The sequence below is a fragment of the Leifsonia sp. genome, from assembly GCF_051955155.1.
GTDB lineage: Bacteria > Actinomycetota > Actinomycetes > Actinomycetales > Microbacteriaceae > Leifsonia.
In genome coordinates this window covers 1-11,678 of record NZ_JBQCGZ010000120.1, presented here as the reverse complement: position 1 = coordinate 11,678, position 11,678 = coordinate 1, and the positions used below count along the sequence as shown (strand labels likewise).

9 protein-coding genes and 2 pseudogenes are annotated in these 11,678 nt (G+C 72.1%); 4 read left to right on the top strand and 7 right to left on the bottom strand.

Annotated features, from left to right (window positions below; translation table 11 throughout):
• Positions 1-304: 304 nt before the first annotated feature.
• Positions 305-685: pseudogene (locus ACTHMF_RS12965) on the bottom strand (SHOCT domain-containing protein); the annotation flags it as partial.
• 249 nt (positions 686-934) lie between these two features.
• On the opposite strand from ACTHMF_RS12965, the gene ACTHMF_RS12960 reads away from it, so the two are divergent.
• Both ACTHMF_RS12960 and ACTHMF_RS12955 read left to right on the top strand, forming a co-directional pair.
• The gene (locus ACTHMF_RS12960; protein ID WP_440318115.1) at positions 935-3,226 is read left to right on the top strand and encodes an arylsulfatase; all 2,292 of its coding nucleotides are present in this window, start codon (positions 935-937) and stop codon (positions 3,224-3,226) included.
• Positions 3,227-3,229: 3 nt separating this feature from the next.
• Positions 3,230-4,831, top strand: coding sequence for a SulP family inorganic anion transporter (locus ACTHMF_RS12955; protein WP_440318113.1), 1,602 nt, complete (start codon positions 3,230-3,232; stop codon positions 4,829-4,831).
• Positions 4,832-4,843: 12 nt separating this feature from the next.
• Here ACTHMF_RS12955 and ACTHMF_RS12950 read toward each other — a convergent pair whose 3' ends face one another.
• Together ACTHMF_RS12950 and ACTHMF_RS12945 are read right to left on the bottom strand one after the other, a co-directional pair.
• Positions 4,844-5,740 carry a hypothetical protein gene (locus ACTHMF_RS12950; RefSeq protein WP_440318112.1) on the bottom strand — a complete coding sequence of 299 codons (897 nt, stop codon included), beginning with the start codon at positions 5,738-5,740 and terminating at the stop codon, positions 4,844-4,846.
• Between the two features lie 12 nt (positions 5,741-5,752).
• Entirely contained in the window at positions 5,753-6,592 is an 840-nt protein-coding gene (locus tag ACTHMF_RS12945; RefSeq protein ID WP_440318110.1) for a helix-turn-helix transcriptional regulator, read from the bottom strand.
• A 101-nt stretch (positions 6,593-6,693) separates the two neighbouring features.
• Between ACTHMF_RS12945 and ACTHMF_RS12940 the strand changes: the two genes are divergently transcribed.
• Positions 6,694-7,470 carry an SDR family oxidoreductase gene (locus ACTHMF_RS12940; RefSeq protein ID WP_440318109.1) on the top strand — a complete coding sequence of 259 codons (777 nt, stop codon included), beginning with the start codon at positions 6,694-6,696 and terminating at the stop codon, positions 7,468-7,470.
• Between the two features lie 21 nt (positions 7,471-7,491).
• Here the strand turns inward: ACTHMF_RS12940 and ACTHMF_RS12935 are convergent, their stop codons facing one another.
• The 4 genes from ACTHMF_RS12935 to ACTHMF_RS12920 are packed head-to-tail and all read right to left on the bottom strand — an operon-like array spanning position 7,492 to position 11,015.
• Positions 7,492-8,577: a DNA glycosylase AlkZ-like family protein gene (locus ACTHMF_RS12935; RefSeq protein WP_440318107.1), complete on the bottom strand. Its 1,086-nt coding sequence runs from the start codon at positions 8,575-8,577 to the stop codon at positions 7,492-7,494.
• Positions 8,510-9,256 carry a DedA family protein gene (locus ACTHMF_RS12930; RefSeq protein ID WP_440318105.1) on the bottom strand — a complete coding sequence of 249 codons (747 nt, stop codon included), beginning with the start codon at positions 9,254-9,256 and terminating at the stop codon, positions 8,510-8,512. The genes ACTHMF_RS12935 and ACTHMF_RS12930 overlap by 68 nt, the downstream gene beginning before the upstream one ends.
• An 8-nt stretch (positions 9,257-9,264) precedes the next feature.
• On the bottom strand, positions 9,265-10,338 hold the full coding sequence (locus ACTHMF_RS12925) for an NAD(P)/FAD-dependent oxidoreductase (RefSeq protein ID WP_440318103.1): 1,074 nt from the start codon (positions 10,336-10,338) through the stop codon (positions 9,265-9,267).
• Positions 10,335-11,015, bottom strand: a complete 681-nt coding sequence (locus ACTHMF_RS12920) for an alpha/beta fold hydrolase (RefSeq protein WP_440318102.1) — start codon at positions 11,013-11,015, stop codon at positions 10,335-10,337. Before ACTHMF_RS12920 ends, ACTHMF_RS12925 begins: the two co-directional genes overlap by 4 nt.
• 111 nt (positions 11,016-11,126) lie before the next feature.
• On the opposite strand from ACTHMF_RS12920, the pseudogene ACTHMF_RS12915 reads away from it, so the two are divergent.
• Positions 11,127-11,678, top strand: a pseudogene (locus tag ACTHMF_RS12915) (hypothetical protein); the annotation flags it as partial.

The window sequence follows — 11,678 nt, the reverse complement described above, 5'->3', positions numbered from 1 at the left end:
GGAGGTGCTCGAGGTGGGAAAGCAGGCGGGCGTGCGATTCCGGCGGCTGGTGCGGGGATTCGTGCGATCCCTGTAGGGGGGGGGCGGGGGGCCCGGGGCGGGGGGGGGGGGGGGGGGGGGGGGGGGGGCGGGGGGCCGGCGCCCCCCCCCCCCCGCGGCGGTCGGGTCGGTCACGTCTGTCACCGGACCCGTCGGTTCAGACCGTCGGCGCGGCCGGCGGCGGGGTCGGTGCGCGGGGCGCGGCCGGTGCGGCCGCCGCCGGAGCCGCCGGTGCGGCGTGGGCGCCCGCGCTCGCCTGACGGCCGAGCGCGACGGACTTGAGGTGGGCGAACTCGTCCGGCGTGATGGTGCCGGAGTCGAGCAGAGCCTTGGCCTTGGCGATCTCGTCGGCCGGGGACGAGGAGGCGACCTCGCGGATGTACGAGTCGGTCGCCTGCTGCACCTGGCGGGCCTCCTTCTGGCTGCGCTCGGCCATCCCGGGCCCGCGCGCGATCAGGTAGACCAGCGCGGTGAGGAACGGCACGAAGATCAGGAAGATGATCCACAGCGCCTTCCACCAGCCGTTGAGCTTGTGATCGCGGAACAGGTCGCTGATGATCGCGAACAGCGCGAACAGGTAGGCGATGAACGCGAAGCTCCAGAAGAAGAGCCAGATGATGTTCCAGAAGTTGTTCCAGAAGTCCATGAGTCGTTACCCCTCCTCCCGGCTCGCTCCGAGCCTGGGTGTGCGCTGAGAGTAACGCCGCCGCGCGAAGTGCGTCTAGAGGGCTGTTTCGGCGAGAGCGAGCCACTGCGGTGACGGTCGCGGCGGCCCGGTCTAGACGCGCGCGCGGCCGCCCCGTTACGGTGGCCACACATTCGTATCCGCGAGCGGAGGTACGGCGCTGTGGCCAGAGAATTCCAGGGGAAGATCGAACTCGACGTAAGGGATTCGGTGTCCGATTGGGACGCCTTCCTGCCGCCGGAACCACCCGAGGGTGCGCCCAACGTCCTCCTTGTGCTGTACGACGACACCGGCCAGGCGGCGTGGTCGCCGTACGGCGGGCGCATCCAGATGCCGACGATGGAGCGGCTGGCGGCGCAGGGCCTCACCTACACGCAGTGGCACACCACGGCGCTCTGCTCGCCGACACGGTCCACGCTGCTGACCGGCCGCAACCATCACTCGAACGGGTTCGCGACGATCTCGGAGTCGTCCACCGGCTTCCCCGGCTACAACTCGCACATCCCGGCGAGCAACGCAACGATGGCGAACCTGCTGCGCGACGCCGGCTGGGCCACGTTCTGGGTGGGCAAGAACCACAACGTGCCGATCGACGAGTGGACGGCAGGGGCGTCCAAGAAGAACTGGCCGCTCGCGCAGGGCTTCGATCGGTTCTACGGCTTCATCGGCGGCGAGACCAACAACTGGTACCCGTCGCTGGCGGAGGACAACCACTACATCGAGCAGCCGTACCTGCCGGAGGACGGCTACCACCTGTCCAAGGACCTCGCCGATCAGGCGCTGAAGATGCTCCGCGACGTCAAGCAGACCGAGCCGGACAAGCCCTGGTACCTGTGGTTCTGCCCCGGGGCCAACCACGCGCCGCACCACGCGCCGCAGGAGTACATCGAGAAGTACAAGGGCGTCTTCGACGACGGCTACGAGGCCTACCGGGAGTGGGTGCTCCCACGGATGATCGAGAAGGGCATTCTGCCGGAGGGCACGGAGCTCACCGACATCAACCCGATGCCGCCGGGGACGTTCTCGGAGACCGACGAGGTGCGGCCGTGGGCGGAGCTGTCGGATGCGGAGAAGGCGATGTTCAGCCGGATGGCCGAGGTCTACGCCGGCTTCTCCGAGTACACGGACGCGCAGGTCGGCCGCATCATCGACTACCTTGAGGAGTCCGGCCAGCTGGAGAACACGCTCGTCATCTACTGCGCGGACAACGGCGCCTCCGGCGAGGGCAGCCCGAACGGGTCGGTCAACGAGGGAAAAGTGTTCGGCGGCTACCCCGACGACGTCCAGGAGAACCTGACGATGGTCGACAAACTCGGCTCTCCCGACACCTACAACCACTACCCGACGGGATGGGCGGCCGCCTTCTCCACGCCGTACCGGATGTTCAAGCGCTACGTCTACCAGGGCGGCGTCTGCGACCCGCTGGTGATCTCCTGGCCGAAGGGCATCGCGGCGCGCGGCGAGACGCGCAACCAGTACCACCACTCCACCGACATCGTCGCGACCATCCTCGACGTCTGCGGCGTGGAGCTGCCGTCGACCTACGCCGGGGTCGAGCAGCGTCCGCTGGATGGCGTGCCGATGACCTACAGCTTCGGCTCAGACGGCCCGACGACGAAGGAGACTCAGTATTTCGAGATGTTCGGCAATCGCGGCATCTGGCATCAGGGCTGGAAGGCGGTCACCGAGCACGGTCCCATCAGCGGTCGTGGCGACTTCGGGAGCGACACGTGGCAGCTCTTCCACACCGACGTCGACCGCTCGGAGGCGCACGACCTCGCCGCGGAGCATCCGGACAAGGTGCAGGAGCTCACGACGCTCTGGATGGAGGAGGCGAAGCGGAACGACGTGCTTCCTCTGAACGACCTGCAGGTCATCGGGAATCCGAAGGACTTCGAGACGTTCGTCAGCATGGAGTTCAAGGTCCCCGTCCCGGAGAGCGGGCAGTACACGTACTACCCGGGCACGAGCGAAATCCCGGAGCGCTCGGCCGCGAACACCCACGGCGTCTCGTACAAGATCCTCGCGGAGGTGGAGACGACGGCCGATACCGAGGGCGTCATCTTCGCACACGGCTCCCGGTTCGGCGGGCACACCCTGTTCGTGAAGGACGGGAAGCTGACCTACGTCTACAACTTCCTCGGCATCCCGCCCGAGAACGTCATCTCGGCGCCGGTACCCGGGCCGGGCAAGCACGTACTCGGGGTCTCCTTCACGAAGGAGAAGGTCGGCCAGTACCACGAGAGCATCGGACCGCTCGCGCTCTACATCGACGACGAAAAGGTCGCCGAGCAGGAGATCCGCACGGTGCTCGGCCACTTCTCGCTGTGCGGCGAGGGCCTGTGCATCGGCTACGACTCGGGTGATGCCGTCTCGAAGCAGTATGCGGGCTCCCGGTTCGAGTACACCGGCGGGGAGATCGTGAAGGTCGTCTTCGACATCGCCGACGACGCCTACGTGGATGTGGAGGCGCACCTCGCGGCCGCGATGGCCAGGGACTAGGAGGTGACGTCCGCGCCGCCGGCGCCCCGCCGCGCGTGGCTGCTGCCGACGCTGGCGGGGTACCGGCGCGCCTGGCTCCGCCCGGACATCCTGGCCGGCCTCTCGGCGGGTGCGGTCGTCGTGCCGCAGGCGATGGCGTACGCGACCATCGCGAACCTGCCGGTGGAGGCCGGCCTCTACACGGCGATCGTGCCGATGGCGGTGTACGCGCTGCTCGGCGGCTCCCGCGCGATGAGCGTGTCCACCACCTCCACGATCGCCACGCTCACGGCGACGACGTTCGTCTCCGCCGGCGTGGTCGCAAACTCCGACCAGATCCCGCGCGACCTGGTGACGCTCACCCTGCTGGTCGGCGTCGCGCTGCTGGTCGCGCGGCTGATGCGGCTCGGGTCCCTCGTCGAGATCATCAACAAGCCGACGCTGCTCGGCATCCAGATCGGCGTCGGGGCGACCGTCGCTGTCGGTCAGCTGCCCAAGCTGCTCGGCGAGACGAGCGCACCGACCGGCGGCGGCTTCGTGCACAGCGTGAACGCCGTGATCGCGGCCGTCCCGCAGGCGAACCCGGTCACGGCGATCCTCTCGGCGGTGTCGGTCACCGCGCTGTTCCTGTTCAAACGGTTCCTGCCGCGCGTGCCCGGCCCGCTGATCGTCGTCGCGGCCGGCATCCTGCTGGTCGCGTTCGGCGGGCTGCGGGATGCCGGGGTCGAGCTGATCACGCCGGTCACCCGCGCGTTCCCGCTGCCGACCCTGCCGTCGCTGCAGCACGTGTTCCAGCTGATCCCCGGGGCGCTGGCGATCGCCGTGATGGCGTTCCTCGAATCCGCGGCCGTCGCGCGCGGGATCCGCGACCTCGACGATCCGCGCATCGACAGCAACCGCGAGCTGTTCGCCACGGCGGCCGCGAACGTCGTCGGCGGCTGGTTCCAGACGCTCCCGGCCGCCGGCGGCTTCTCGCAGAGCGCGGTCAACAAGGCGGCGGGGGCGCGCTCGCAGCTCGCCGCGCTGGTGACGGTCGCCCTCGCGCTCCTGATCGGGCTCTTCCTCGGGCCGGTGATCAGCCTGCTGCCGCAGGCGACGCTCGCCGCACTCGTCTTCGTCGCGGTCTTCGGGCTCGTGGACGTGAAGGACCTCGTCCTGCTCTGGCGGATCAGCAGGCGGGACTTCGCGGTCGCGATGGTCACCACCGTGATCGGGCTGACGGCGGGACTGCTCGCGGCCGTCGGCGTGGGCGTGCTCTTCACCCTGATCCTGGTGCTGAACGCCCTGAACAAGCCGCGGGTCAGGGCAGAGGGGGCGGCCGACGGCGCCCTGACCGTCGTGCTGCTCGGTCCGCTCTACACGGCGAACGTGCTCGCGACCGAGCAGTCGGTGCTCGACGCGGCGGACGCCGCGCGGGCGGACGGCGCGCTCACCGAGCTGACGCTGGACTGCTCGACGCTGCAGGACATCTCGATCACCGTGATCCTCGCCCTGCGCGACCTCGACCGCGAACTCGCCGGGCGCGGGATCCGGCTGCGCGTGCGCGGGCTCCCGGAGCCGGCGACGGCGATCGCCGAGCGCACCTCGTGGTTCCGATCGCTGCGCGACGACGGCCGCGTCGACTGACGCGCTGCGCCCTCAGCGCCCGGCCCAGCGCAGCACGCGGAGCGCACGCAGCGTGTTCCAGCGGCTGGGCTCGCCCTCCCGCTCCATCGTGACCAGCGTCTCCCCGGGATGGACGCGGTCCAGCCGCCAGCGGCCGTCCGTCCCGCGCGCCGCCGCAACGGCGTCGAGCGCCTCGTCGAGCCGGGCGTCCGGCCGCACGCCCGCCGCGCGCAGGTGGTCGAGGCCGCGCAGCACGTCGTACCGCCAGTACGGCGGGAAGGCGGCGGCCGACCAGGACGCGTCGATGAGCGCCCCGTCGCGCTTCCTGCGCAGCAGTCCCCGCTCCAGAAGGTATCCATGGCCGCGGTCGATCGCGGCGGCCACCTCGGTCGGGCCGCCCGCGTCCCGGTACGCCGTCAGCCCCTCCAGCGCGCAGATCGTGCTGTGGAACGAGCCGGGGTCGGCCCGGGTCTGCGCGTAGCAGTTCCAGCCGCCGTCGTCCTGCTGCTCCGCGATCAGCCGCTCGACGATGAGCTCGCTCGGATGGCCGAACGCGCTGCCGGCGACGAGAACGCGCCCGTTGATGCACGGCTCCACCTCGCCGTCGAAGAAGGGATGGTGCCACCACTGCGCGCCCCAGTCCACGTGCGCGACCACGCGGTCGACCGCCGCGGCGGTGCGCGGGCCCCGCGCGCCGAGCAGCGCGAGCAGCAGCAGCGCGTCGTCGACCCCGACCCAGTCGCGCTGCGTCCACACGCCGTGGCCCCAGGTGCCGTCCTCGTGCTGGAGGTCGAGCAGCCGCGCGCCCCAGCCCTCAGACTCCACGAGCGCCCGGTCGGCCGCCGCGCCCTCCGCGTCGTTCAGCAGGTCCAGGCGGGTCTGCCACCGGATCGCCGGGTCGCCGTCGAGGAGCCACGCGGTCACGTCCACGCGGGCAGGCTACTACGCGAACGACTGCGTGCCCACCACGTTCAGCAGCGCCAGCTTCTCCGCCGCCTCGGTGCGCGGTGGTGCGGTCAGCACCAGCAGGCACAGCGACTGGTCCTCGGTGAACAGCGCCTGGCAGTCCAGCTCGATCGCGCCGAGCTCGGGATGCAGCAGGACCTTGTGGTCCTCGAACCGGCGCGCGACCTCGTGCCGCTCCCAGAGCTCCGCGAACTCGGCGCTCTCGGCCAGTAGCGCCCGCACCAGCTCGCCGGCGCGCGAGCGCGGGCCGAGCGCGCCGTAGGCGTCGCGGAGCGACGCGACCTGGGCGCGGCTCTGCCGGTCCCTGTCGTCCTCCGGGTACATCGCGCGCGCGGATTCGGGATGGGCGAACCAGCGGTAGTACTCGCTGCGCTCGAGCCCGGTGTACCCGGAGCGGTCGCCGAGCAGGGCGACGGCCATCCGGTTCTGCACCAGCGTCTCGCCGAGCGCGGAGAGCACCAGCGCCGGGGTGTCGTCCAGCCGGTCGAGCACCCGCTGCAGCGCGGGCGGGACGTGCGAGCCGCCGCCGAACCGGTCCGGCGTGTTGTGGCCGGCGATCCGGAACAGGTAGTCGCGCTCGTCGGCGGACAGGCGCAGCGCGCGGGCGAGAGAGGAGAGCATCTGGTCGCTCGGCTGCGGTCCGCGCTGCTGCTCCAGCCGCGTGTAGTAGTCGGCCGACATCGCCGCGAGCATCGCGACCTCCTCGCGGCGCAGGCCGGGAGCACGGCGGCGCGCCCCCGCGGGCAGCCCGACGTCGTCCGGCTGCAGCGCCTCCCGGTGCCGGCGGAGGAAGTCTGCGAGGGCTGCACGATCCATCCCTCCATGATGCGGGAGCCGACGCCGCGGAACCAGGGATCGCGGATCCCCCGATGAGCGCTCCACTGCCTCCGCTCGCCCGCTCGCCGCACAGTGGAGGCATGAACATCACAGGGAACACCATCTTCATCCCCGGCGCGACCAGCGGCATCGGGCTCGCGCTCGCCGTCGCTCTCCACGAACGCGGCAACACGGTCGTGGTCGGCGGCCGCCGCACCGAGCTGCTCGAGCGGATCGCCGCCGAGCACCCCGGCATCGACACGGTCCGCATCGACACGGCGGACGCGGACAGCATCCGCGACGCCGCCGCCCGTGTGCTGGAGGCGCACCCCGACCTGAACGTCCTCATCGCGATGGCCGGCATCATGCGCGTCGAGGACTGGCACACGCCGGAGGGCTTCCTCGCGTCGGCCGAGGCCGTCGTCACGACCAACGTGCTCGGCCCGATCCGCCTGATCGGTGCGTTCATCGAGCACCTGCGCAGCAGGCAGGACGCGACGATCGTCACGGTGTCCTCCGGCCTGGCGTTCACGCCGCTCGCGGCGACGCCGAGCTACAACGCCAGCAAGGCGGCCATCCACATGCTGAGCGAGAGCATCCGGCTCCAGCTGCAGGACACCAGCGTGTCCGTCGTCGAGCTGGTGCCGCCAGCGGTCCGCACCTCGCTGCTGCCCGGCCAGGAGACCAGCGAGTTCGCGATGCCGCTCGATGAGTTCGTCGCGGAGGTCGTCGGCCTCATCGAGACCCAGCCGGACGCGAAGGAGCTGCAGGTCGAGCGCGTGAAGTTCCTGCGCTACGGCGAGGTCCGCGGCGACTATGACCAGGTGGTCGCCGTGCTGAACGCCTCCGACCCGCACGGCAAGGAGGCGGTCGCCTAGCGACCGCCCAGCGGTCGCCGGTCAGCGGGCGACGTCGAGGCCGAGCCAGGAGGCGAGGGCGCCGATCTCCGCCTCCACCGCGTCCCGGACCTCCGTGCCGAATGGCTCGTCCTCGTGCACGGCGCTCACGCGGAGAACGCCCGCCTTCCGGTCGACGGCCGCGTCCAGCTTCCCGACCAGCCGGTCGCCGTGCAGGATCGGCAGCGCGAAGTACCCCCAGCGGCGCTGGGCGGCCGGCTTGTACATCTCCAGCAGGTACTCGAAGCCGAACAGCTCCTGCGTGCGCACCCGGTCGTGGATCAGCCGGTCGAACGGCGAGAGCAGCGCCGTCCTGCCGCGGAACGCGGCGCCGACCGCGTCCGGGTCGACGCGCCATTCGAGCGCGCTGCCCTCCACCCGCGCCGGCACGCCCGCCTCGCCCACCTGGACGGGGCGGGCGATACCGAGCGCGCGCAGCCGCAGCGCGTCGCGCCTCGGCGCCGCCTCCGCCTCCGGCACCGGCTCCACGCCGGCCGGGTACACCCGCTCGGCCAGGTCCCAGGTGCGCTGCCGCCCGACGCGCCCGGCGACGGCGACCTCGCCGCGGCCCTGCAGCAGTTCGAGCAGGCGCGTGACGTTCTGGTTGTGCGTCCAGCCCGTCGACACCCACGGCACGCTCGCGGTGTCCGGGATGTCCTTGGACAGCAGCGGGCCCTCCGCGCGCAGCCGAGCGAGCACGTCGGCACGGAAAGCGGCGTTCGCCTGCAGCCACTGCGACCACGCGGGGACCGCGTCCGGCCAGCGCGACATCCTGTCCAGGTGCAGCGGCAGGTCGGACACCGGGCGCAGCATCGCGAAGGGCGGTGTCAGCGGGTCGTCCATCGCCTTCACCTCGTAGAGCAGGCGGTCGTCCTCCGTCGCGCTCCGCAGCTGCTCCGGCCGGTAGGCCGCGCCGAGCCGGGTGTAGGCGATCAGGTCGGCGCTCGGTGCGATCGCGGCCGTGGGGTCCAGCTGCAGGAAGGTCAGCCGTTCGACGAGCGGGACCAGCGCGTCCGGCCGGTCAGCGTCGAGCCGCTGCGCCCGGATCGCGATCCTGCGCGCCTCGTCCCTCTCCAGCGTCAGCGTCATGCGCCAACGCTAGCGCCCGCCGCCGACGCCGCAGCAGGAGCACGCGCACCAGGACGGGGCCGACGGAGATCACGACGATCCCGATCAGTACCAGGTCGAGGTAGCGCGAGACGAAATCGGCGACGCCCGGGATGTGGCCGAGGCCGTAGCCGATCAGCACGACGGCGGCCGCCCAGACTGCCGCGCCGATCACGTTGAACAGGCTGAACACCGCCCAGCGCATCCGGCCGACGCCCGCCGCGACCGGCGCGAACGTGCGCACGACGGGGACGAACCGGGCGACGACCACCGCCGCCGACCCGAAACGGTCGAAGAAGCCCTGCGTGCGTGCGACGCTCTCCCTGCTGAACAGCCCGGACTCGCGTCGCTCGAACACGGCGGGCCCGGTCCGCCTGCCGATCAGGTAGCCGGCCTCGCCTCCCACGATCGCGGCGACGGCCACGCTCACGATCACCAGCCACAGCGGCTGGGCGATGCGCCCGGTGAGGGTGAGCACGCCGGCGAAGAAGAGCAGGGTGTCGCCGGGCAGGAAGAAGCCGAGCAGCAGCCCGGTCTCGGCGAAGACGATCGCGCAGATGCCGAGGAGCGCCCACGGGCCCGCGGCCTGGATGATGCCCTGCGGGTCGAGAAGTCCGGCGTGCAGGAGGCTGGCGGCTGTCGTGCTGGCGATCGTCGGCATGACAGCAGCTAAGCGGGCACCGTCCCAGAAACGTCCAAGATCCGCTCGGCGAGCAGGTCCCCGACGAGCGGACCCAGCGTCAGCCCGCCCGCGCCGAAGCCCGCGTTGACCCAGATCCCCCGGTGATCGGGGAGCGGACCGACAGTCGGCAGATCGCCCTCGGGGAGCGGCCGGAGGCCCACCCGCGTCTCGATGACGGTCGCGTCGGCGAGCCCGGGCGCGACGGCGAGCGCGTCGTCGAGCACCTGGCGCGCGCCGGCCGCGGTGACCCGCGGGTCGAAGCCGGATCCGGTCTCGCGCGTCGCGCCCACCACCACCCGCGCGTCGTCGAAGCAGACGAGGTAGTTCGGGGCGACGGGATGCACGGACGGCCACGCGCGGGTGTCCGCCTGCACGCGCAGGTGCGTGATCTGCCCGCGCTGCGGTTGGACGGGCACCCGCTCGCCGAGCCGCTCCAGCACCGTGTCCGTCCAGGCGCCGGCGGCGACGACCACCGCGTCGGCCGCCAGCTCGCGCTCCTCGACGCGGGCGATGCCGTCCGCGCCGAGCAGCACCCGGCCCTCGATGCTCTCCGCGCCGTACGCGTGCGCGCCGGCGAGCAGCCCGGCGCGCAGCGCCCGCCCGTCCACGCGGGCGCCGCCGGCGATGCGGAGGGCGTGCAGCCCGTCCGCGAGCGGCGGGAACAGCTCCCGCGCGGCGGCGGAGCCGATCCTCTCCACCGCGCCCATGGTCGCCGCTCCCGCGCGGCGCGCCTCGACGCGCGCCTGCACCTCGTCCACCACGGACTCGTCGCGGTTGACGATGAGCGCGCCGGAGCGCCGGAAGCCGATGTCGTCGACGCCCGCCTCCCGCAACCGCTCGATCAGCTCGGGGTAGTAGTCGGCGCTGGCGGCGTAGAGCTCGTAGAAGTCGCCGTCGCTGCGGGTGCTCCACGGCTGGATGATGCCGGCGCCCGCGTCCGTCGCCCGGCCCGGGAGCCCGGCGTCCACGATCGTCACGGCCGCGCCCCTGCGGGCCAGCGCGAAGGCGGTCGCCGCGCCCGCCACGCCGCTGCCGACGACGACGACGCGCGCGGCCGTCACCGGGACGCCGCCTCGGCCAGGATCGCGCCGAGCTCGGCCGGCCGGGTGAGCATCGGCCAGTGGCCGGTCGGCAGTTCCACCACCTCCCAGTCCGCCAGCTCGCCGAGCTCCTTGCAGAAGTCCTCGCCCGCGGCCACCCAGCGCCGCAGGTCCGCACCCGTGAACTCGCACGCGACCACCGTGGCCGGCACCTGCCTGCGCCGCTCGTCGCGGAGCTCGATCGCGCCGGTGACGACGCCGCCCGGCTCGGCCACGGCATCCCTGCGCATCGCCTCGCGCTGCTCGTCGGTGAGGTCCATCAGATCGGCGTCCTCGAAGTCGTCCCAGTCCGGGAGCGGGACGACGCCGTCCACGGGTTCCAGCCCGGACGGCACGACGCCGCCGGGGGAGAGCGGTGCGGAGTCGACGAAGACGATCCGCGAGACGCGGTCGGGCCGCGCGTCCAGCACGCCGTCCGCGAGCGGGCCGCCCGCCGAGTGCCCGACGAGCACCACGTCGCGCTCGGCCGGATCGCCGATCCCGTCGACGGCCGCGACGATCGCGGCGATCTGCGCCGGCACGTCCTCGCCGGTCCTGGTCACGGGATGCGCGTGGTGCCCCGCCGCCTCGAGCGCCGGCACCACCCCCTGCCAGACGTTCGCGGTGAGCCAGTAGCCGGGGACGAGCACGATCTCCATGCCCGCGAGGGTACACCGGACCGAAGGCGTCCTTGCCAGCGCCAGACGGCCGGGTCTACCCTGTGCCGCGGGAGGGAGCTCGCATGAAGGGCAGCTTCAGCTAGGCCGGTCATGAGTCGCAGCTCGGGGACGCTCGACTCGCCACGCCGTTCGCACGGCGCGCGATCCGTGCTGGGCGCGACGGCCTCGATCGTGGTCGCGCTCCTGGCGGTCGGCGGAACCATCGTCTCGCCCGCGGTCGCGGTGCCGGGAAGTCCCGGTATTCCTCAGGCCGGCGCCACCGACGTCTTCTACGAGAACTTCCAGAACCAGACCGCCACGAACGGCATCCGCATCGGCCAGTACACCGGCGGTCCTGCCGCGAACAACTCGACCTACGTGACCAGTCCGAACTGGGCTCCGCCCGCCGGCCAGTGCAACGGCTGGATCCTGCGGTCGAGCACGCCGCGCAACGCGACCGTGACCAACGTGGACTCGGGGTGCGACGCCACTGCGTGGTCGTTCCTGCAGGGGATGGCGACCGCCATCGGGCTCTACCGCGGCGAGGCGCTCGCGACGGCGCAGACCAACCAGATCCTCTCCGCGTACACCAATGGCGGAACGAATCCCGGGCCCGGTGTCCAGGTCCAGACGGCGCAGCCGATCACCGCCGGGATCGTCCCC